Origin of the sequence: Ruegeria atlantica (assembly GCF_013033965.1) — a bacterium.
GTDB classification, from domain to species: Bacteria; Pseudomonadota; Alphaproteobacteria; order Rhodobacterales; family Rhodobacteraceae; genus Ruegeria; species Ruegeria atlantica_D.
Map to the genome: position 1 here is coordinate 41,224 of NZ_WQFE01000004.1, position 21,523 is coordinate 62,746.

General features: G+C 57.8%; 22 protein-coding genes, 1 tRNA gene and 1 pseudogene. 9 read left to right on the forward strand and 15 right to left on the reverse strand.

Annotated features, from left to right (window positions below):
• Positions 1-4: 4 nt before the first annotated feature.
• From GOW16_RS08990 to GOW16_RS09005, 4 genes are all read right to left on the reverse strand, one after another.
• Positions 5-436: a universal stress protein gene (locus tag GOW16_RS08990; protein WP_170413503.1), complete on the reverse strand. Its 432-nt coding sequence runs from the start codon at positions 434-436 to the stop codon at positions 5-7.
• Positions 433-3,042 carry a TRAP transporter permease gene (locus GOW16_RS08995; RefSeq protein WP_170413508.1) on the reverse strand — a complete coding sequence of 870 codons (2,610 nt, stop codon included), beginning with the start codon at positions 3,040-3,042 and terminating at the stop codon, positions 433-435. Before GOW16_RS08995 ends, GOW16_RS08990 begins: the two co-directional genes overlap by 4 nt.
• A gap of 101 nt (positions 3,043-3,143) precedes the next feature.
• On the reverse strand, positions 3,144-4,112 hold the full coding sequence (locus GOW16_RS09000) for a TAXI family TRAP transporter solute-binding subunit (protein WP_170413511.1): 969 nt from the start codon (positions 4,110-4,112) through the stop codon (positions 3,144-3,146).
• 393 nt (positions 4,113-4,505) lie between these two features.
• A tRNA-Leu gene (locus GOW16_RS09005) sits at positions 4,506-4,591 on the reverse strand.
• Positions 4,592-4,737: 146 nt separating this feature from the next.
• Here GOW16_RS09005 and GOW16_RS09010 point away from each other — a divergent pair.
• Together GOW16_RS09010 and GOW16_RS09015 are read left to right on the forward strand one after the other, a co-directional pair.
• A complete protein-coding gene (locus GOW16_RS09010) occupies positions 4,738-5,316 on the forward strand; it encodes a YqaA family protein (RefSeq protein ID WP_170413515.1) in 579 nt (192 codons plus the stop codon).
• Positions 5,313-5,777, forward strand: a complete 465-nt coding sequence (locus GOW16_RS09015; RefSeq protein ID WP_170413518.1) for a disulfide bond formation protein B — start codon at positions 5,313-5,315, stop codon at positions 5,775-5,777. The genes GOW16_RS09010 and GOW16_RS09015 overlap by 4 nt, the downstream gene beginning before the upstream one ends.
• 3 nt (positions 5,778-5,780) lie before the next feature.
• Here the strand turns inward: GOW16_RS09015 and GOW16_RS09020 are convergent, their stop codons facing one another.
• On the reverse strand, positions 5,781-6,368 hold the full coding sequence (locus GOW16_RS09020) for an HNH endonuclease (protein ID WP_170413521.1): 588 nt from the start codon (positions 6,366-6,368) through the stop codon (positions 5,781-5,783).
• Positions 6,369-6,581: 213 nt separating this feature from the next.
• On the opposite strand from GOW16_RS09020, the gene GOW16_RS09025 reads away from it, so the two are divergent.
• Together GOW16_RS09025 and GOW16_RS09030 are read left to right on the forward strand one after the other, a co-directional pair.
• Positions 6,582-7,187, forward strand: coding sequence for an rRNA large subunit pseudouridine synthase E (locus tag GOW16_RS09025; protein ID WP_170413524.1), 606 nt, complete (start codon positions 6,582-6,584; stop codon positions 7,185-7,187).
• 31 nt (positions 7,188-7,218) lie between these two features.
• Positions 7,219-7,644 (forward strand): VOC family protein, encoded by a 426-nt coding sequence (locus GOW16_RS09030; protein WP_170413527.1) that lies wholly within the window; start codon positions 7,219-7,221, stop codon positions 7,642-7,644.
• A gap of 4 nt (positions 7,645-7,648) precedes the next feature.
• Here the strand turns inward: GOW16_RS09030 and GOW16_RS09035 are convergent, their stop codons facing one another.
• Genes GOW16_RS09035 through GOW16_RS09050 form a run of 4 tightly spaced genes read right to left on the reverse strand, consistent with a single transcriptional unit; the run spans position 7,649 to position 9,745 of the window.
• Positions 7,649-7,951, reverse strand: a complete 303-nt coding sequence (locus GOW16_RS09035) for a putative quinol monooxygenase (protein ID WP_170413530.1) — start codon at positions 7,949-7,951, stop codon at positions 7,649-7,651.
• Positions 7,945-8,430, reverse strand: coding sequence for a GNAT family N-acetyltransferase (locus GOW16_RS09040; protein WP_254429729.1), 486 nt, complete (start codon positions 8,428-8,430; stop codon positions 7,945-7,947). The genes GOW16_RS09035 and GOW16_RS09040 overlap by 7 nt, the downstream gene beginning before the upstream one ends.
• 20 nt (positions 8,431-8,450) lie before the next feature.
• Entirely contained in the window at positions 8,451-9,116 is a 666-nt protein-coding gene (locus GOW16_RS09045; RefSeq protein WP_170413534.1) for an alpha/beta hydrolase, read from the reverse strand.
• The gene (locus GOW16_RS09050) at positions 9,113-9,745 is read right to left on the reverse strand and encodes a DNA-3-methyladenine glycosylase family protein (RefSeq protein ID WP_170413536.1); all 633 of its coding nucleotides are present in this window, start codon (positions 9,743-9,745) and stop codon (positions 9,113-9,115) included. Before GOW16_RS09050 ends, GOW16_RS09045 begins: the two co-directional genes overlap by 4 nt.
• 97 nt (positions 9,746-9,842) lie before the next feature.
• Here GOW16_RS09050 and GOW16_RS09055 point away from each other — a divergent pair, with 97 nt between their 5' ends.
• A complete protein-coding gene (locus tag GOW16_RS09055) occupies positions 9,843-11,060 on the forward strand; it encodes an MFS transporter (protein WP_170414631.1) in 1,218 nt (405 codons plus the stop codon).
• Here GOW16_RS09055 and GOW16_RS09060 read toward each other — a convergent pair.
• Positions 11,057-11,473: a MarR family winged helix-turn-helix transcriptional regulator gene (locus GOW16_RS09060; RefSeq protein WP_170413539.1), complete on the reverse strand. Its 417-nt coding sequence runs from the start codon at positions 11,471-11,473 to the stop codon at positions 11,057-11,059. The two genes, GOW16_RS09055 and GOW16_RS09060, sit on opposite strands and share 4 nt — an antisense overlap.
• A 286-nt stretch (positions 11,474-11,759) precedes the next feature.
• Between GOW16_RS09060 and GOW16_RS22665 the strand changes: the two are divergent.
• Positions 11,760-12,059: pseudogene (locus GOW16_RS22665) on the forward strand (YceI family protein); the annotation flags it as partial.
• Between the two features lie 96 nt (positions 12,060-12,155).
• Here GOW16_RS22665 and GOW16_RS09070 read toward each other — a convergent pair.
• The 3 genes from GOW16_RS09070 to cysS all read right to left on the reverse strand — a co-directional run bounded on the left by GOW16_RS09070 (position 12,156) and on the right by cysS (position 16,271).
• A complete protein-coding gene (locus tag GOW16_RS09070; protein ID WP_170413542.1) occupies positions 12,156-12,938 on the reverse strand; it encodes a squalene/phytoene synthase family protein in 783 nt (260 codons plus the stop codon).
• Entirely contained in the window at positions 12,935-14,569 is a 1,635-nt protein-coding gene (gene cimA, locus GOW16_RS09075; RefSeq protein WP_170413544.1) for a citramalate synthase, read from the reverse strand. The genes GOW16_RS09070 and cimA overlap by 4 nt, the downstream gene beginning before the upstream one ends.
• Positions 14,570-14,639: 70 nt before the next feature.
• On the reverse strand, positions 14,640-16,271 hold the full coding sequence (gene cysS / locus GOW16_RS09080) for a cysteine--tRNA ligase (RefSeq protein WP_170413547.1): 1,632 nt from the start codon (positions 16,269-16,271) through the stop codon (positions 14,640-14,642).
• A 216-nt stretch (positions 16,272-16,487) separates the two neighbouring features.
• Between cysS and GOW16_RS09085 the strand changes: the two genes are divergently transcribed.
• Both GOW16_RS09085 and GOW16_RS09090 read left to right on the forward strand, forming a co-directional pair.
• Positions 16,488-16,832 carry an MmcQ/YjbR family DNA-binding protein gene (locus tag GOW16_RS09085; protein ID WP_170413550.1) on the forward strand — a complete coding sequence of 115 codons (345 nt, stop codon included), beginning with the start codon at positions 16,488-16,490 and terminating at the stop codon, positions 16,830-16,832.
• Between the two features lie 59 nt (positions 16,833-16,891).
• Positions 16,892-18,079: a pyridoxal phosphate-dependent aminotransferase gene (locus GOW16_RS09090; protein ID WP_170413553.1), complete on the forward strand. Its 1,188-nt coding sequence runs from the start codon at positions 16,892-16,894 to the stop codon at positions 18,077-18,079.
• Between the two features lie 6 nt (positions 18,080-18,085).
• Here GOW16_RS09090 and GOW16_RS09095 read toward each other — a convergent pair whose 3' ends face one another.
• The gene (locus tag GOW16_RS09095) at positions 18,086-18,604 is read right to left on the reverse strand and encodes an outer membrane protein (protein ID WP_170413556.1); all 519 of its coding nucleotides are present in this window, start codon (positions 18,602-18,604) and stop codon (positions 18,086-18,088) included.
• A 416-nt stretch (positions 18,605-19,020) separates the two neighbouring features.
• Here GOW16_RS09095 and GOW16_RS09100 point away from each other — a divergent pair, with 416 nt between their 5' ends.
• A complete protein-coding gene (locus GOW16_RS09100; RefSeq protein ID WP_170413559.1) occupies positions 19,021-20,565 on the forward strand; it encodes a trimethylamine methyltransferase family protein in 1,545 nt (514 codons plus the stop codon).
• Between the two features lie 55 nt (positions 20,566-20,620).
• On the opposite strand, the gene GOW16_RS09105 is transcribed toward GOW16_RS09100, so the two are convergent.
• The gene (locus GOW16_RS09105; RefSeq protein WP_170413562.1) at positions 20,621-20,866 is read right to left on the reverse strand and encodes a hypothetical protein; all 246 of its coding nucleotides are present in this window, start codon (positions 20,864-20,866) and stop codon (positions 20,621-20,623) included.
• Positions 20,867-21,523 lie beyond the last annotated feature (657 nt).

The following is a 21,523-nucleotide window of genomic DNA, read 5'->3' on the forward strand; positions in this document are numbered from 1 at the left end:
CGCCCTAGCGGACCACGTAAACAGAGACGTTCGAATGCCGCACGACCCGTGCCGCATTCGGCCCCAGCAGATAGTCTTTGAAGTCCGGTTTGTGCGCGCCGATCACAATCAGATCGCTGTCGGCGCCTTCTGCGGTTTTCAATATCTCTTGATAAGCCGTGCCAGTCGCAACCACATGACGAATCTTTTCGTTCCGATCCGCCCCAAGAGCCGAGACGCACATCTCGGCCAATTGAGAATGCGCTTTTTCCAATGCCTTGTCGTGAAAATCGCTTTCGAAAAAGCCAGAGACCCAGCTTTCTCCGAAGTCCGGCAGGACGGTGACGACATCCAGCTGCGCGCCTTCCTGATCGGCCAGAGCGGCCGCTTTCTTCAGGACATGCGTATCAAGATCGCCGTTGCTGATATCGACGGCACAGAGAACAGCGTTTGTCATGCGGTCACCTCTTGTCTGGCGGCACGGCCGCGCTGAAGGAAAGCGATCAGGCCCAGCAAGAGCATTGCCGGAATATAGATCAGCTGTTTTGGCGGCTGGCTGGATGGCAAGCTGACCGAAGTCAGGCGCACGGCCTCATCTCCGTAGTAGTCGAAGATATCCAGGTCATCCGCGACCGGTGTCCCAAACAATGGCTCTTCCAGTTTTACAAGACCGTCTTCTTCAATCAGCAGAAGGCCCATCGCGTCTACACGTGCCTCGCCACCCTCTTCGCTGCCGACGGGTACGACAACGGTCGTGTCCGTCATTTCAAGCGTGTCAAAGTCCGGCCCGCTTATGACCATCCGCACTTCGGTACCCGGAGGGGTGTTTCCAATGGTTTCCACGAACGCCGCCGGCTCGACCGAGGTAAACGGTGGAGAGATGCGGTTCATGAAGAAGTCAGGCCTGAACAGCGCGAAGGCCACCAGGATCAGTGCAATGCTTTCATAGATGCGGCTGCGGGTCAGGAAGTACCCCATAGTACCTGCGGTGAAGACAAGGATGGCTATCGTTGCGAATATCGCCACCGTTATCCCCTCGATCCACGTAACATCGATCAGCAGCAGGTCGGTGTTGAAGATGAACACGAAAGGAAGCGCTACGGTGCGCAGCGAGTAGAAGAAGGCTGTGAACCCCGTCTTGATCGCGTCGCCCCCCGACACAGCGGCCGCCGCAAAACTCGCCAGACCCACAGGCGGTGTGACGTCCGCCATGATGCCGAAGTAGAACACAAACAGGTGGACCGCGATCAACGGAACGATCAGGCCGCTTTGCGCGCCCAGTTCCACAACCACACCGGCCATCAGCGAGCTAACGACGATATAGTTCGCCGTCGTCGGCAGGCCCATGCCCAGTATCAGGCTGAGAAGGCCAACCATAACCAGCATCAGGATCAGGTTGCCGCCCGACAGGAACTCGACCAGATCGGCCATCACCTGTCCAACACCAGTCAATGTCACGGTGCCCACGATCACGCCTGCAGTTGCCGTGGCAAGTGCGATACCGATCATGTTCCGCGCCCCGTCGATCATGCCCTGCCACAGATCAGCGACACCATCGATGAATGTGTTGTACACATTGCTCTGCCCACGGAAGATCGCCTTAAGCGGTTTCTGCGTCAGCAGGATCACGAACAGCAGCGCCGTAGCCCAGAAAGCCGACAGACCGGGCGACTTCTGTTCGATCATCAGGAAGTAGACCAGAACGATGATCGGCAACAGATAGTGCAGACCGGCTTTGTAGATGTCCGCAATGACCGGCAAAGTGACTTCTTTGGCGTTCGGATCGTCCGGTTCAAGGTCCGGCACGGTGGCCGCCAGTTTCAGCAGTACCACATAGACCGCGCAGACAATCAAGCTAAGGACAAGACCCGCCATCGACGGCACCCAATTTGTCACCGCTTCGACCGGGAATTGCGAGCCATAGCAGAGCCCGGCAAACATAACGAAGAAGGACAACATCCCGATGACGGTCCGCGCCAGATGCACGTCGCGATCACCCAGCGTGGGCATGTTCCGCTTCACGGCTTCAAGGTGCACGATATAGACCAGCGCGATGTAAGAAATCGCCGCAGGCAGGAAGGCGTGGGTGATCACTTCGACGTAAGAAATGCCCACATATTCCACCATCAGGAAGGCCGCAGCGCCCATCACCGGCGGCATGATCTGGCCGTTTACCGATGAGGCAACCTCGACCGAGCCCGCCTGTTCACTGCTGAACCCAACACGCTTCATCAGCGGGATGGTGAATGTGCCGGTGGTGACCACGTTCGCGATGGACGAGCCCGAGATCAGACCGGTGGCAGCTGAACCAACAACGGCCGCTTTGGCCGGTCCACCACGCAGATGACCAAGGGCGCCAAACGCCATCTTGATGAAGTAGTTCCCTGCCCCGGCCTTATCGAGCAACGCGCCGAACAGGACGAACAGGAACACGAATTTGGTGGAAACGCCCAAAGCGATGCCGAACACGCCCTCAGAGGTGATCCACATGTGGCTCATCGCCTTCTTCAGGCTTGCGCCCTTCCACCGGATAACCTCTGGCACCCAGTCGGACGAGCCGAAGAAGACATAGGCCAAAAAGATCGTCGCAATGATCGCCATTGCTGGGCCGAGCGCACGGCGCGCGGCTTCAAACAGCAGCAGCAAACCAACCAGAGCGACCCATTTGTCCGTGTCATCCGCAAGACCGCCCGCATCGACGATCTTGTTGTAAAAGAAATAGCCATAGAGCGCGACAAACGCGCCCAGCAGTCCCATGATCCAATCCTGCACCGGGATATAGTCGCGCGGGCTGGATTTCAGCGCTGGATAGGCTGCGAAGGCCAGAAACATCGCGAAGGCCAAATGAAACTGCCGCGCGTTGTTCACAACGCTGCCTGGCAGCACATAGTTTGCCAGAGGCGAAGCCAGTACGACCTGAAAGATCGACCAGATCGCGGCCACAACGGCCAGAAAAACTCCGACATTACCGACCGGATTGCGCCCACCCGCATCGGATGAGGCTACAAGATCCTGTAGCTCTTCTTCGGATAGCGGACGATTGGATTGTGTGTCGGAACTCATAAATATGTCTCCCCGTCGCGGCCTTTTTGGCCTTCTGAACCACCCGATTTGTTCGGGTTTGGGTTGCAGGGCGCCGTTAGGCACCCTGCATCAGGTCTGGTTTACTGAATCCAGCCTTTTTCTTTGTAGTACTTCTCTGCGCCCGGATGCAGAGGAGCCGACAGGCCGTCCGCGATCATCTCTTCGGGCTTGAGGTTGGCAAATGCCGGGTGCAGCTTTTTGAAGTCATCGAAGTTTTCGAAGACCGAGCTTACAACCGCATAAACCGCGTCTTCCGACACGTCCGCCGAGGTCACGAAGGTCGCGCCAACACCAAAGGTCGAGGTGTCGCCATCCGAACCACGGTACATGCCACCGGGGATGGTTGCGGTACGGTAGAACGAGTTGTCGCCAACCAGCTTGTCAACCGCATCGCCACTGACATTCACCAGAACCGAGTCACATGCAGTGGTCGCTTCCTGGATCGAACCCGACGGGTGACCAACGGTGTAAACCATCGCGTCGATCTGGTTGTCGCACAGGGCTGCGGACTGTTCCGCCGCTTTCAGCTCAGTCGCCAGTTCGAAATCGTCGGTGGTCCAGCCCATCTCGCCCAGCAGAACTTCCATGGTGCCGCGCTGACCGGAACCGGGGTTGCCGATGTTGACACGCTTACCTTTCAGGTCCTCGAAGTTGGCGATGCCGGAATCGGCACGGGCCACAACAGTGAACGGCTCGGGGTGGACAGAGAATACAGCGCGCAGACCTTCGAAGGGGCCGGCCTCTTCGAATTTCGAGCTGCCGTTAAACGCGTGGTACTGCCAGTCGGACTGAGCGACACCGAACTCCAGCTCGCCTTCGCGGATGGTGTTGATGTTGTAAACCGAACCACCTGTCGACTCGACCGAGCAACGAACGCCGTGCTCTTTGCGGCCTTTGTTCACCAGACGGCAGATTGCGCCACCGGTCGGATAGTACACGCCGGTCACACCGCCGGTGCCGATGGTGATAAACTCTTCTGCATAAGCGGCCGGAGCCATAAGAGCAGCGGTTACGACCGCGCCCAGGCTAAGCTTGCTGCTGTTTTTCATTTTTGAGAACTCCCAACTCTTATTGTGGATGAGAGACAGATCAGCGGTCCCATCCAGGGACCTTGCCGGTACGGCAAGCGCACCCGTCTTGCAACGGGTCAAGCATCTGAAATTTAGAAGTCTCCCAACATGTTCGACGTTTCATTCAGACACTCCGCTTGTCAACCCCTGCAACGGGCCTGATGGCCCCGATCCGCAGATGTGAGGAGATTTCCGAAAGTTTCCCCCTTCAACAGGGCGGAATTGTCCAGATCGACATCCGCCGACCGAAAAATCAGCTGTCCCGCTTTCCAAACACGCGGTTTCCTGCCCTGCACAACAAAGTTGTAAGCAATCAAATCGCCCAAAAAGAAAAAACAGAGAGCAGGTTCCCCTAACCCTCTGTTTTTACCTTGGTACCCAAGGCCGGACTCGAACCGGCACGGTATCACTACCGGGGGATTTTGAATCCCCTGCGTCTACCATTCCGCCACTTGGGCCACGAACACTGGATTAGCGTTCAAAATCGGGAAGGTCCAGAGGCAAAAAACAACCGATATTCAGTTTGTTTTCTCCGGGTACGGTTGACGCCCCATCAGGCGCATGGTTTGGCTTGGCCAACAAGAGAACGGGATATTAGTACCTTATGTTGCGATCGCTTTATGACTGGACCATTCGTCTGGCCGAACATCCGCACGCCCTTTGGGCGTTGGCTGTTGTGGCGTTCGTTGAAAGCTCATTCTTTCCGATTCCCCCGGATGTGCTGATGATTCCCATGATCCTTGCGCGCCCGTCACGCGCATGGTTGATCGCAACGGTCGCCCTGGTGGCGTCTGTGCTGGGGGGCATGCTGGGATATGCCATCGGCGCGTTCTTCTATGAAAGCATCGGTCAACCCATCCTTGAATCGATGGGCAAGGCGCACGCGATGGAAGAGTTCAACACCCGGTTCAATGACTTCGGATTCTGGGCCGTGTTGGGCGCAGGCATTACGCCCTTTCCCTATAAGGTCATCACCATCATGTCCGGTTGGACCGGCATGCCGCTGGGCACATTCATCGCTACGTCGATACTGGCACGCGCGCTCAGGTTCTTTGTGGTCGCTGGCCTGCTGTGGGGGTTCGGAGAACCCATTCGCAACTTCATCGAAAAGCGATTGGGTCTTATGTTCACCCTGTTCGTTGTCCTTCTGTTCGGCGGTTTTCTGGCGGTGAGATACCTATGACGCGCAAAAGACTATTGATCCTGGTTGCCGCTGGCGGCTCTGCAGCACTTTTGCTGGGTGCTTGGGCGTTTCAGTATCTGGGCGGAATGGCCCCGTGCAAGATGTGCATCTGGCAACGCTATCCACATGGCGCAGCCATTTTGATTGGCGTTTTGGCCTTCGCGTTTCCTGGAATTCGACCCTTTCCGCTTTTGGGTGCGGTTGCTGCAATGGTGACCGCGGGAATTGGCATTTATCACGCAGGTGTCGAGCAGGCATGGTGGGAAGGTCCCAGCAGTTGCACGTCTGGCGACATAGGCGGGCTTTCGACGCAGGAATTGATGGATCAGATCATGTCCGCGCCTCTTGTGCGCTGCGATGACATTCCATGGGAAATGTTCGGCCTGTCGATGGCGGGCTGGAACGCTCTGCTCTCGGCGGGACTGGTTCTGATCTGGCTGGCCGCGTTTCGTGCAAAATAAGCGTTACAGCTCGTCCAGTTCTGCATCCCAATACAGAAAGTCGATCCAGCTATCGTGCAGGTGGTTTGGCGGAAACTTACGGCCGATGTTCCGCAAAGCCTCGGCATCGGGCTGGCGCGGTGGCTTGCGCAATGTCATGCCTGCCTGTCGCAACGATTTCGATCCCTTGCGCAGATTGCAGGGGCTACAGGCCGCCACCACGTTCTGCCAACTGGTCACACCACCTGCCGCGCGTGGGACAACATGATCAAAGGTCAGCTCGCCGCGACTGCCGCAGTACTGGCAGCGGAATTCGTCCCTCAGAAATAAATTAAAGCGCGTGAAGGCCACGCGCTTTCTAGGTTTTACATAGTCTTTAAGGACAACGACCGACGGTATTCGGATCTCGGTACTCGGGCTTCGGACGACCTCGTCATACTCGGCCACGATGTCCACCCTGTCCAGCCAAGCCGCCTTGATCGCTTCTTGCCAGGGCCACAGGGACAACGGATAATAAGACAAGGGGCGATAGTCGGCGTTCAAAACCAATGCCGGATGATGCTTTAGCGCACCGGGTTCCCTGACAAAGTCGGTCCTGAAATCTCCATCCATATCGGAATCGCTCCTCGCTCTGCTCTGCCCGTTTTTGACATCAGAGCGGGGAACACCCGCCCCGGCCTTAACTTAACTATATATCGTGTTAAAACTCTGACAAGCCCTGAGTTTCCACAATATCTCGGGGATTGGTTACGCCGTGTCAGTAACAGAGACGTGACACTTATCCACAGGTTGCGTTCGCTGTGTCCGGCAGGCTATGGCGAGATCATGAGCTGGTTCATACGATTCAATAAGCCGTTCGACGTGTTGCCGCAGTTTACCGACCGTGCAAACGCCGATTCGCCGCGCAGCACTTTGTCGGATTTCATTGATCTGCCCGGTGTCTATCCGGCGGGCCGATTGGATCGCGACAGCGAAGGCCTGATGTTGCTGACCGACAATGGCCGGTTGCAGGCCCAAATATCAGACCCAAAGCACAAGATGCCCAAAACCTATTGGGTTCAGGTCGAAGGTCTGCCCGATGCGGCCGCCCTGAAAGCGCTGCGCGACGGGGTCGATCTGAAGGATGGGAAAACACGGCCGGCCAAGGCCCGGTTGATGGACGAGCCTGAGGGCCTGTGGCCACGAAACCCTCCGATCCGGGTCCGTCAAACCGTCCCGGATTGCTGGATCGAATTGACCCTGCGCGAAGGCCGTAACCGGCAGGTCAGGCGCATGACTGCAGCTATCGGTTATCCCACCTTACGCCTGATCCGCGCCCGGATCGGGGACTGGACGCTGGACGGGCTAGAGCCCGGCCACTGGGACAGCCTTCCGGCCCCTGCCTTGGAAACTGCACCACAACGCAAACGGGACCGCCGCCCGCGCAGGTGACAAAAACGTCCTTTTGTGATAGGCTTAAGGCATGAAAGTCACCCGAAGCACTCCGCCGCCAGAGGGTATTCTTGAGGCCGCGCTTTACGTCGATGATCTGGACGCGGCCGAACGGTTCTATGGTGAAATTCTAGCGTTGGAGCGCGTTCAACGCGTCGCGAACCGACACGTGTTTTTCCGCGTGGGCGGATCGGTTCTACTGTTATTCAACGCAGATGAGACAGAAAAACCACCGGGTAATCCGGACCTGCCCGTCCCTCCACATGGCGCCCGCGGACCTGGTCACGTATGCATGACATTGACCCGAGTGCAGATCAACGAAATGCGCAAGCATCTGCTGGAATGGAACGTCCCTATAGAGGCAGAGTTTGATTGGCCAAACGGCGCACGATCACTGTATCTTCGTGACCCGGCGGGCAATTCCGTCGAATTCGCCGAAAGCCACCTTTGGACCTGACCCTTCAGCGCAGGGGCTGCTTCTCACCACCGACGACCCGGTAGATATCGCTTGAGATAACTCCCACCTCGCCCAGAACCGCTTGAAACTCTGCCATGTGCGGGGCTGCGAAATGCGCCTCCAACGCCGCCTGGTCCTGCCATTCTTCATAGACGCGAAACCGGTTGGACTGTCCGAGTATCTGGCTGAATTCGTAGACCAGGCAGCCGGATTCCTTCACGGTTTCAGCAACCATTTTCTGTGCTGCTTCAATGGCTTTCTGGGTGCCATTCGTCGACACTTCGACCGTTCCAGTGACTATCAGCATGCCGTGTCCTTTTTCAGTTCATACCGCTTGGAAATCCTGTCGACCGGAGTGCCGTCGCGCAAAGGAACCCCATAGGCGACCGAGTAATCCCGGAAACCCATCTTGTCGTAGTAACTCAACCCCATGCGGTTATCGGCCCGTATGGTTGCATTGATCGAGTGAAACCCAAGTGCGGTAGCACGGGTAGAGGTTTCAGCGAATAATGCCCGCCCTGCCCCTTTCAGCGCGGGCTCTCGCCGCGAGAAGGTGGCGATGTCCGCGCAATCATCCGGCAATTCCTCATGGGTGCCAAGCCACTGAAACCCTGCCACCTCACCCTGTTCGTCCAGGGCAACGTGGCAACAGATCTGGTCTGCGCCGGTCAGGTAGGCTTGGGCAAACAACGCCTCAGAGAACGGGGTTTCAAACGCGGTCGTCCCTCCGATTGCGATGATGTCATTGAGGATTTGGCAGGCAACTGCCACGTCTTCTTGCATCATTGGGCGGACCGCGATCATCTCTACAGGCTCAGTTTGTCGCGCATGAAGGCCAGCGCCACGCTCAGGCCGTCGGGAGCGATCCCGTGGCCGGTGCCCTTCATTACGTGCGCATAAACTTCTTTGAAATCTGCGGCCTGCAGCGCTTCGGCGGCTTCCGGCAGCGATTGCGGCGGCACCACATCGTCCATATCTCCGTGGACCAGCAGAACCGGCATGCGGCTAACGGTTTCGTCGGGCAGCAGATCCGGCTCCAGCAACCGACCCGAGAAGGCAACAATCCCGGCCACCGGATCCTCGCGACGTGGAGCGACGTGCAAGCTCATCATCGTGCCCTGGCTAAAGCCAAACAGAACCACCTGTTCGGGCAGCACGTCCTCATCCACCATCAAGGCATCAAGGAACGCATTGAAATCCTCGACCGCCATTTCCATGCCGCGACGTGCTTCTTCCTCGGAAGAGCCGTCAATCCACGGGATCGGGAACCACTGGAACCCGTTGGGCATTCCAGGGATCTGCTCAGGCGCATCAGGCGCCACGAAAAGTGTATCGGGCAGATGTTCACCCAGCGGATCGGCCAGCCCCAGCAAATCGGCCCCATTCGCGCCATAACCATGCACGAACACCACGACCGAGCGTGTGTCGCCCGAAACCGGCTCTTTCCGGAGCGCATTCAAAACCCGTGTCATCTGATACCCTCTCGTTCTTTTGCCACCCGGTAATAGGCCCACAACACGCGGGCCGCAACCGACCGCCAGGGCGACCATGCTTCGGCCATCTGGCGCAATTCCTTATCGGTTGGTCGGTTGGGCAGGTCGTAGAGGATTCGCGCCGCTTCTTGCAGCGCCAGATCGCCGGGTGCGATCACATCGGCGCGGCCTAGCGAGAACATGGCATAGATCTCTGCTGTCCAGACACCGATACCCGGCACCTCTGTCAGGATCGCCACCACCTCGTCGTTGGAGGCACCCCGCAAGGCTTTGTAATCAATGCGCGCCTCGGCCAGAGCCTGCGCATATCGGATCTTCTGCCGGCTCAACCCAACCGCACGCAAGTCGTCATCTGTAGCCCACATGATCTTACGCGGACCCGTCAGTTTCGCGTCCTTCAGCCGTTTCCAGATAGCATTGGCCGAAGCCACGCTGACCTGCTGGCTGACAATCGCGCTCAGCAATTGGGCGAACCCGTCCGGACGCCTGCGCAGAGGCAACGGCCCGGTCTGATCCATCGCATAAGCCATCCGCGGGCAGCTTTCGGCCAGCCAGGCTGCCCCTTCCGTCACGCAGTCGGGTGTTTCGATGATCCGTCCAACGGACATGTGCCCTCCGGCCTCACTGTTCGAGTGCACGTTAGGCCGCTTTGCCGCAGATGCAACCCGCTTGTGCACAATCGTTTTCGCCGATACGCATGTGCGCATGACGATGACCGCCACAACCCCGGACAACAGTCAGGCCAAACGCAATGTCGCGGTTTTGGTGGCCGCGCAGGCCTTGCTTGGCGCACAGATGCCGATGATTTTCATCGTTGGGGGACTGGCCGGGCAGTCGCTGGCAACCAACGCCTGCCTCGCGACGCTGCCCATATCCCTGATCGTCCTTGGATCGATGCTGGCCGCCACACCGATCTCGGCCATCATGCAACGCTGGGGACGCCGCGCAGGGTTTCTGGTTGGGGCAACCGCCGGGGCTTGCGGTGGGCTTGTCGGCGCATACGGCTTGTTTCTGGGGTCATTCCCGGTGTTTCTGGCTGGCAGCCTACTGACTGGCATCTACATGAGCGCGCATGGTTTCTACCGCTTTGCCGCCGCGGATACCGCCTCTGACGCCTTCCGTCCCAAGGCGATTTCCTATGTCATGGCAGGCGGGCTGGCAGCAGCCATTATCGGCCCGCAGATCGTCAAGCTGACGTCTACGGCTTATGTCATCCCGTTCCTCGGCACATACATTTCTGTGATCGCGGTGAACATCATTGGTTCGGCCCTGTTCTTCTTCCTCGACATCCCGACCCCACCCAAACCCGCGGCTGACGCGCCAAAGGGCCGGTCCCGGATCGAGTTGTTGAAGACGCCGCGCATAGCGGTTGCGATCATCTGCGCCATGGTATCCTATGCGCTGATGAACCTTGTCATGACCTCGACGCCACTGGCCGTCGTGGGTTGCGGGTTCAGCGCCAATGACGCCGCTGATGTCGTCACCAGCCACGTGTTGGCAATGTACATCCCCAGCTTTTTCACCGGTCAGCTGATCGCCCGCTTTGGCGTCGAAAAGATCGTGGCATTGGGCCTGCTTATTCTTGCCGCTGCCGGAACGGTCGCATTGCAGGGGGTTGAACTGGGCAACTTCTTTGTTGCGCTGATCTTGTTGGGGATCGGTTGGAACTTTGGCTTCATTGGCGCGACAACCATGCTGGCTGAATCCCACGACGTCAGCGAACGTGGACGTATGCAGGGGCTTAACGACCTGCTGGTGTTTGGCGGCGTGACCTTTGCCTCACTGGCTTCGGGCGGGCTGATGAACTGCTCGGGCGGTTCCCCGGTTGAGGGCTGGACCGCGGTAAACGTCGCAATGGTGCCACTGCTGACACTAGCAGGTGGCGCGCTTTTGTGGCTCACGATGCGACCCCGGACCGCCTAGTCGTCGAGACGCGTTATCGGGGCAAAGGCACCAGATTTTTGCGCCTCGGCAATACCTTCGTCGATGTGCTTGCGATAAATGCCCCACATTTGTCGTCTCAGACTGCGTCCTTTGTCGGTGATCCGCAGCGTCTTCCCCCGCCCGTCCCCTGCCGCCGAATGCCGCGTAAGCAAACCGTCTTCCGCCATTCGCGCAACTTGCCGGGAAAAGCTGGACTGATCGAACAGAAACTGCTGCTCGAGCTGCTTGGGCCGCAATCCGTCGGGGGCACGCTCCAACTCCCACAGCACATCGTACCAGTGCAATCTGGGATATCCGGCAGCCACCAGGGCACGCTCTGCCCGGGAAAAGATCCGGGTGCGTGTCTGGTTCAGGGTGATCCAGGCCGCCTCTCGTTCTTCAAATCCGCTCATCACGCCTCCACGAGGATTGTGCTTTTTCTTTTCTCACCGCTTTAGATGCATTTGCATGTTTATTTATCAACCTGGCAAATCAGGAAAACACCATGAAACTGCTTCACGCAACCGCACTATCTTTGGCACTTGCCACGCCTGCATTTGCAGAAACCTATCATTTTGATCCCGGCCACACGGAAGTTCGGTTTTACTAAAACCATGCGGGACTCACCGAACAATCGGGCGAATGGACCGGCGTTTCCGGCACTGTCGAGTTTGATCCGGAAAATGCACAGCGACCAGCGCGGATATCACAATCGACGCCTCAAATGTCGGAACTGGGTGGGGGCCGCTTGACGACCACCTCAAAAGCAGTGACTTCTTTGACATCGAGACCTTTCCGGAAATCTGTTTCGTATCAACCTCAGCCGTGCAAATCGGCGCAAACACGCTGCGAATGATCGGCGACCTGACGATCAAGGATCAAACCAAGCCCGCAGCGCTTGAAATCGATCTGACCTTTATGGGCGCACACCCTCTGGCCGGTTTCTTTGACTATTACAAAGGTGACTGGGTGGCCGTTGAAGCCGCTGGCCAGCTTTAGCGTAGTGACTATGGCGTCGGAATGTTCGCGCCTGGAACATCAGACATGGTCGATCTGAAGATCTCTGCCGAAATGAGCGCCGGGGGTTGGGAATAACTACCAGCGTCCCGTTGCCGCCTGCGCCATCAATGACAGGCGGCGACGGATTTCGCCCGGACCAAGTGTTCCAGCAGCAACCCGGTTCGGGCGCACAATAGCCTGCTTCAGAACCAATTCGGTTTGCCACCCGGCATGCAGCGCAGCAGCTGCTTTAGTCGACACCGAGCGCCGCCGTGTCCGCGCCCGTTTCAACCGCTCATATGCCTTTTCAGCCAATCGTTGAACACCCGCAGGCGTCCCATCCAGCAGTGGAATTCGCCCGCGCGCTTCCAGGTCCGGGATGGCGCGCAGCCAGTTAGCGACCCCAACGGCATAGCCAAAGTCCCGCACGACCTCTTCATCCGCCGACCCCAGCGCCTGTGCCGCGACCACCATAAGTGTACCTGCGCTGTGGTTTATGTACGCGTCGAAATGATCTTCGTCCTCGAATGGGTCGCGATATATATCCCAACGCCTTACGGCCACATATTCATCCATCATCGACGCAAGATGCGGAGACAAGACACGCGACAGCGGTGTGACGACCTCATGCCGACGCACGGTTGGACCTTCGGCAATCTCCTGCAACGCATCACGCCACCATTGCAGGCGCATCTCGGCAATCATCGGTTCCTGCGTCACCCAAGGTGCGCGTGCCACTTCGATGTTGAGCGCATAGATCGGAAACAACACCGCCCGCGCCGGAACCGGAGCCGCCATGGCCGCCATAAAGCGGTCAGGATCCGCCCGATGCAATAGTGCGGCACAGGCCTTGACGTCTTCGTCAAATGGCGCGCTCACTCAGCCACCGCAGTTTGCGGACCACAATCACGCACCAACTTCCATTGGATCGCGTCCAGCAGCGCTTCGAACGAGGCATCAACTATGTTCGCGCTGACGCCAACAGTGGACCACCGCCGCCCCTGCCCGTCTTCGCTATCGATGATGACGCGGGTCACAGCCTCGGTGCCGCCCTGCGTGATGCGCACCTTGAAGTCGACAAGGTGCATATCATCCAGAATGCGCGAATACTGACCAAGATCCTTGGCAAGCGCCTTGGCCAGCGCGTTCACCGGACCGCGGTCACCGCCGGATCCGTCCAACGACTCGCTGACCGACAACTTCTTTTCGCCATCGACCTTCACCACAACGACAGCCTCGGACAGGCTGACCATCTTGTTGTACTTGTTCTTGCGCCGCTCGACGGTGACTTTGTATCGCTTGACCTCAAAGAACTGTGGCAGTTGCCCCAGCTCATCCCGCGCCAGCAACTCAAAACTGGCCTGCGCCGTGTCGTAGGAGTACCCTTCTGCCTCGCGCAGCTTGATCCGCTCGAGAATACGACCAAGGGCCGGATCACCGACCTCGACCGACAAACCAGCCTCAGTCAGGCGCTTGCGCAGGTTCGACTGCCCCGCCTGGTTCGACATCGGAATGATCCGCGTGTTCCCAACCGATTCGGGCTCGACATGTTCATAGGTCGTCGGATCCTTTAGGATCGCGCTGGCATGCAGACCTGATTTATGCGCAAAGGCCGACGCACCAACATAGGCCGACTGCTTGCTGGGCACCCGATTCAGAATGTCATCCAGCATCCGGCTGACACGGGTCAGCCCGGCCAAGGCCTCGACACTGACCCCAATGTCGAATGTGGACGCATAAGGTTCTTTCAGCAACAAAGTCGGTATCAACGAGGTCAGGTTTGCATTACCGCACCGCTCACCCAACCCGTTGAGAGTCCCCTGAACCTGCCGCGCGCCCGCATCGACAGCAGCCAAAGAACAGGCCACCGCATTTTCCGTATCGTTATGCGTATGGATACCCAGTCGGTCCCCCGGCATACCCGCCGCGATTAGTTCGGACACAATCCGCGACACTTCCGCAGGCAAGGCCCCGCCATTGGTGTCACACAAAACAACCCAGCGTGCGCCGGCATCCAGCGCGGCGCGACAAACCTCAAGCGCATAGGCAGGATTGTCCTTGTAACCGTCAAAGAAATGTTCGGCATCAAACAGCGCCTCGCGCCCCTGTGCCACGATATGCGCGACCGAGGCGCGCACGTTCTCGACATTCTCCTCCAGCGGGATGCCAAGCGCATGGGTGACGTGATAATCATGCGATTTGCCCACCAAACACACCGCCTGCGTGCCCGCGTTCATCACTGCCGCCAGAACATCGTCATTCTCAGCCGACCGGCCCGACCGTTTGGTCATCCCAAAGGCGGTCAGACGGGCCTTTGTTTTTGGTGCAGCATCAAAAAATGCACTGTCCGTTGGATTTGCACCGGGCCAGCCGCCTTCGATATAGTCCACGCCCAGCTCGTCCAGCGCCTGCGCGATCTGCACTTTCTCAGAGGTCGAAAACTGCACCCCCTGCGTCTGCTGCCCGTCGCGCAGGGTGGTGTCGTAGAGGTAGAGACGTTCTTTGGTCATCGTTTTGGCTCTATGGCTATTCGGCTGTTGGCAATTTTACTTAGGATGAGGCGCGATCCGCAAAACTCGTTCAGGTTTCCGCAAGCAACTGTTTATAGTGAACTTCATAGCCTTCACGATGCTTTTTCATGCGTTCCAGCGTTTCAGCCCAATGATCGTTTCGAACTTTAGCAGCGTCCACATTCGAGAGATCGCCTGTAACGGATCTGATAACGTTAACTCGCGACAGCATTGGCCTGAGTTCCCACTCAAAGCCATCCTTTGTGTCTTTTAACGTGAACCCAAAGTAAGGTAAGTCTTCGTCCCTCATCTTGTCTGCCCACTGAAACAGTAAGCCACCCTTCTCTTTGTCGCCGCTTTTCATCCACTCTCTAGCTTTCGTTTTAAATTGAGAACGCAGATGGGCCCAACTCTCAATCTCTTTCGCAAAGTAGGATTTATCTATCGTTCCCTTTTGGTCCGACCATGCACCCATTTCAGGCGTCAAAAGACCCAACAATTGTGCCGATGCCAAAAAGTTAGACAGCAAGCCTCCGTGCAAATCCACCGGCTCATTTGATGCGTTCTTTTGGCGACTGATCTGTCGCTCCAGACGGTGCAGTTCGGCAATGGCGCCCGCTGTGTTCAGGTCGTCCCCCAACGCAGCGACGACCGCGGGTGCCGCGCTGGCGGCGGGCTCGATGCCCGCTGTCAGCGCCCGCCATTTGCGTAGCGTCGCTTCGGCCTCGCGCGCCTTCTTCTCGGTCCAGTCCATCGGCTTGCGGTAGTGGGTCTGCAGGAAAACAAACCGGATCACCTCGCCCGGCACGCCCTGCTCCAGCAGATCGTGCACCGTAAAGAAGTTGCCCAGAGATTTGGACATCTTCTTGCCTTCGACCTGCAACATCTCGTTATGCAGCCAGACCCGCGCGAACTCACCGTGCGGGTGGGCGCACTTGCTCTGTGCGATCTCGTTTTCATGATGCGGGAACATCAGGTCGTTGCCGCCACCATGAATGTCAAAGCTTTCGCCCAGCAGCTCATAGCTCATGGCCGAGCATTCGATGTGCCAGCCCGGACGACCACGGCCCCAAGGAGAATCCCACCCCGGCAACTCATCGGTCGAGGGCTTCCACAGCACGAAATCCATCGGGTTCCGCTTGTATGGCGCAACCTCAACCCGGGCACCGGCGATCATGTCATCGACGGATCGACCGGACAGCGAACCGTACTGCTCTTTCCAGCTGTCCACCGCGAACAGAACGTGCCCTTCGGCCGCGTAAGCGTGACCCTTGGCAATCAAATCCTCAATCATCGCAATCATTTGCGCGATGTACTGAGTCGCGCGCGGCATCTCATCGGGCTCCAGTGCGCCCAACGCGCCCATGTCGTGCAGATACCAGCCGATGGTTTCATCCGATCGCTCTTGCACCAACTGCTCCAGCGTACCCTTGGCACCCGCCTTTTGGCGTGCCAGCGCGGTCGCGTTGATCTTATCATCCACGTCGGTGAAATTGCGTACATAGGTCACGTGATCCGCGCCGTAGACATGGCGCAGCAACCGATAAAGCACGTCGAAAACCACCACGGGCCGCGCGTTACCCAGATGGGCGCGATCATAAACCGTTGGACCACAGACATACATCCGCACGTTTTCAGGATCGATCGGAACGAAATCCTCTTTCGTCCGCGTCCGGGTGTTGTGCAGTTTGATCGTCGTCATCAGTCGGCTCCTAAGAACAACAAAGCGTGTCGCGTTGGCGCGGGCTTAGCAACTTGTCTCAGGGATGAAAACGAAAGAAACCGGCCCGCTTGATAAATCAGCAGGTAATGCAGCAGATAATGATGCAGGTCATACGGTTCATGTCCTTCCCCTAGCATGGACAACGCGTCCAGCCAAGACTTGAGTTCAATCTCAAGGTGGCGCACCCTTTCGAACATGAGCCGAGAATTCGTCAATTCCATCTGCCGCACATTTCCAGGCGCTGACCTTTCCGACCCCTGGGGCGGCGGGCACGACGCCTGGAAGGTTGGCGGCAAGATGTTTGCCTGTATCGGCACAGCCAACGATGGCGTGTCAGTCAAAACGCCGGATATCGAGACGGCTCAGATGTTGATCGACGCAGGTGTCGGCACCAAAGCCCCCTATTTTCACCGCAGCTGGATCCGGCTGCCGTTTGACTGTGCCGAAGACGAGCTGCGTCATCGGCTGGCCACATCTTACGATCTGGTGCGGTCGTCACTGACTAAAAAAGTGCAGTCAACTTTGCCGCCACGAAGCTGATTGACATTTTTCAACACCTCTGGCCCTGTCAGCAAAAAAAGACCAAACCGGAGCGTGCCATGAAACTGTCGCAGCGTATTACTCATCTGACCGAGGGCGGCAGTGATGGGTGGGATGTTTTTTACCGCGCGCGTCGGATGATCAGCGAGGGTCACGCGATCACCGAACTGACCATTGGTGAGCATGATATTCGCACGCACCCGAGCATTCTGGATGCCATGGACCTGTCCACCCGACAGGGAAACACGGGCTACGCGGTGGTGCCTGGCTCGGATCTGCTGCGCGACACCGTTGCCGCGCGTATTCAGGCCCGCACCGGTCAGAGAACGTCCCGGAACAATGTGCTGATCACTCCGGGTGGCCAATCCGCGCTGTTCGCAGCCCATGTGGCGGTGTGTGACCCCGGTGATGTCGGCCTGTACCTTGATCCCTATTACGCCACCTACCCCGGTACTATCCGAGGCGCAGGCGCAACGGCCCGCGCCATCCAGACCACAGCAGAAGATGCCTTCCAGCCACGCGCGCCGCAGGTCGATGCGGTCGCCGATGGCGCAGTGTCGCTGTTGATCAACAGCCCAAACAATCCCACCGGCGTCGTGTATTCGCGTGAGACACTTAACGGCATCGCGGATGTTTGCAACGACCGCGACCTCTGGCTGATTTCAGACGAGGTTTATGACACGCAGGTCTGGGAAGGTGAGCATATCTCGCCACGAACCCTGCCCGGAATGGCTGAACGCACGCTGGTCGTCGGCTCCATGTCCAAATCGCACGCCATGACCGGGTCGCGTTGCGGTTGGGTGGTCGGCCCCGAGGACGTCATTGCGCATCTTATTAACCTGGCAACCCACACAACATACGGCGTTCCCGGCTTTATTCAGGACGCAGCCAGTTTTGCACTGAATGCGGGTCATGATCTTGAAGAGGAAATCGCTGCGCCATTCCGCCGCCGTCGTACTTTGGCCGTCGACATATTGGCCCAGCAAAACACCATCGGCTTGGTCCCCGCACAGGGTGCGATGTATCTGATGCTGGACATCCGCGCCACGGGGCTGAGCGGCGATGACTTTGCAAATGCGCTGTTAGACACGCACGCGATTGCCGTCATGCCCGGAGAAAGCTTTGGCGCAGCAGCCGCCGGTCATGTCCGTGTTGCGATGACAATTGACGATGAACGTTTTGCCGAAGCGTTGAAAACAATATGCGATTTAGCGAGCGCATTGGCAGAAAGTCATGCGGCGGAATAGACGGCGTCAAAACCGGAAGGTTGTACGCAGGTTGAATACGTTGGCGTCAATATCGCCCTGACCTCGAGTGACGTCGTTAAAATCCTGACGCAAGGCCTCACCACTGATGACGAAACTGTCGCCGATGGGATAAGCAATTCCAATGCCATACACTGCAGCGGTGTCATTTTCGGGTGATGCGTCCAATCGCGCTGCGCCCACGACGACATAGCCCAAGGCCGAGCCAAAATCGTAACCACCACGCAGTTTAAGGCGGGCAACACTGTCCAAACTACCTTCGCCCTGTCCCAGATCCAGCGAGAGCCTGTTATATTCCAGCTCCCCACCCAGAACAAAGTTGCCGAAGTCATAGTCATAACCAACATGCGGACCAAAAGTCGTATCGTTTCCGCCTGATCCATTTGGACCATCGACATCTGCATAGCCAAAGCTGAAACCCGCATACGCCCCCGTCCAATCCTCTGCGTATACCGGCGCAATGCCGATTGTCACGCAACTGGTCATGAGGGCCATCAGGGCTTTCATCAACCTCTCCAAAATTCCTTGCAGCTCACCCAACACACAACGGGCATCGTCACATAAAACTTGGTCTGCAATCGTTAAAAATCTATTGAGATCACGAACCACTCTTAAATAAGTGATAGAAGCATAACAGATTTTCCCGCATTCGGGAAAAAACTTTACCCAACGGCAAGATCTGATGCGCACAGGGCACAATACTTCGCTTTTGGACTGTCAGGTCGCAAACAGGACAGATTGTTACCCCTCGTATTGGAACAGTTCTGATCACCAGTTGAGGAACCGCATGCAAAGTGACGTTTGGAAGATTCGCCTGATCAGCCGTACCATTGGTGCGGATCGCGGGCGTGCCGCACGGGGGCGGCCGGTTGTGGTCTGAGTACACTCACCCTGAACGTACTATCTCGACCGGACTCAAAATTATGAACGAACAAACCCGAAATACATCGCGCAGCGGCGGACGTGCCGCGCGCCGTGCGGCCCGTGCAAGCGCCCTGCCCGAACATCTGCGCCCCGTCCGCCCCGGAATGGAAGGCGGGACGCTCAAAGTCCTGACCCAAGCCCAGATCGAACGCATCCATGAGGCGGCGCTGACGGCGTTGGAAACCATAGGTCTGGCAGACGCCCCACAAAGCGGGATCGACTATCTTGTGGCAGCAGGCTGCACCTTGGGTGACGATGGCAGAATTCGTTTTCCCCGCGCATTGGTCGAGGACACGATTGCCAAGGCTAACCGCTCGATCACTTTGCATTCCCGTGACGGTAAATCCGATCTGGAGCTGTCGGGAAACCGTGTCCACTATGGCACCGCCGGAGCGGCTGTCAGCATGGTTGATGTGCATGGGCAAGAGTACCGGGACTCAACCCTACAAGACCTGCACGATGCGTCCCGCATCTGTGAACAGCTTGAAAACATTCACTTTGTTCAACGACCAATGGTCTGCCGCGATATCGCCGACAACTTGGAAATGGATCTGAACACCGTCTATGCCACCACGAGCGGCACGTTCAAACATATCGGCACCTCGTTCACCGAACCCAGCCACGTGGCTCCTGCAATCGAGATGCTGCACATGATTGCTGGCGGCGAAGACAAGTGGCGCGAACGGCCCTTTATGTCGAATTCGAACTGCTTTGTGGTGCCCCCGATGAAATTCGCGACCGAAAGCTGCGAGGTGATGGAGGAATGCATCAAGGCAGGAATGCCCGTTCTTCTGTTGTCAGCCGGAATGGCCGGCGCGACAGCGCCTTCAACCGTCGCTGGTGCAATCACGCAAGCCACCGCCGAATGTCTGGCTGGATTGGTTTATGTAAACGCTGTAAGTCCCGGTGCGCCCGCTATTTTTGGCACCTGGCCCTTCGGTTTGGACCTGCGCACAGGCGCGATGTCCATCGGTTCCGGTGAACAGGCGTTGTTGACTGCAGGTTGCGCACAGATGCACCACTTCTACGACCTGCCGGGCGGTGCCGCCGCAGGTGCGTCAGACGCAAAGCTACCCGACATGCAGGCCGGTTGGGAGCAAATGTGCTCAAACGTCATGGCCGGACTTTCGGGTCTGAACATGGTGTATGAAGCTGCGGGCATGCACGCCTCGCTGCTGGGATTCTGTCACGAAAGCCTGATCCTTAGCGATGACCTGATCGGACAGGCGCAACGCTGTGTGCGCGGGATTGAGGTGACGGATGAAACGTTGGCACTGGATCAGATGGCCGAGGTTTGCATGGGCGGGCCGGGTCATTATCTGGGGACCGACGCGACGCTCAGCCGAATGCAGGCGGATTATGTCTATCCCACTTTTGGCGACCGGTCGTCTCCGAAAGAATGGGTGGAAATTGGCAAGCCGGACCTGATCGAAAAGGCAGTGAAACGGAAGGAAGAGATTCTTGCGACCGCATCCCCGGCCAGATTCGATCCGCTGCTGGATGCTGAGTTGCGCAGCAGGTTCAACATTTACTTGCCCGCGTAACACATTGAAATATGGCGGCCCGTTGGGGGTACGGGCCGCCGATGCCTTCGCGGGATTAGCCGTTGCTGGGCGGTAGCAACCCTGCCTCCTGCGCGACGGCAATTTCATCCGCGTCCAGCGAACCGTCGCCGTTGGCGTCCATCGCCGAGAAACCATCAGCGTCGACCTCGGGCAGAACGGCTTGAACTTCTTCGATGGTCAGAACGCCGTCACCATTGGTGTCCGCCGCGGACTGTGCTGCTGCCATGGCCGGCAGACCCAGTACGAATGCGGAAAGGATTGCTAGGTTTTGCGGTTTCATTGTGATGCCTCCTAAGTGGTATTTGTGTGTGTGTTTACGTCCGGACAGGCACCAGAGACACCCAACCGGAAAACATCACCAGCCCCACCTGACAACATGTCCGGTTTCGCGCCATTCTCCGCGTGTTTGTCCGAGTCGCGTCCGCAATCAACCGCTGGGCGAAACGTCCAATCCGCGTTTCGGCGGTTCTTGCCCGATGCGTTTGCGCCGTTCCGGCAAGGCCCTGCCTAAATCACCGACTCGAGACGCAAAAAGAAAGGGGGCCGAAGCCCCCTGTCAGTTTCGCCTTCCAGGCTCATTTCGTTGACCGCCCGGTGTTTTTTTGCCTGCGGCCTGGACTGCGCATGGGACGAGCGCACCCGTCCCGTGAAAGAGTGGGAAAGAGCAAATATTCCGCCCCACCCTGTTCCCGGCCAACACGGGCATGTCGGCCGAGTGGACCAAGGCATCGAAGGTAAGTCTCTGCGCCTTGCTCCGTATTCGTCGGGGTCGGTACCTGTGGCAGCTATCCGACCCCTGCACCCCGGGTTGCCGGGGCGCTAATTTCAGAAGAATTACTTCTTCTTGTTCGGACGCTGAGTTAGCGCCGACGCTGCTGCCGTCTTGGCAGCTTTCGATGATTTCGGATTTCTGAGAACCTTTGCTGCGGCAGATGCA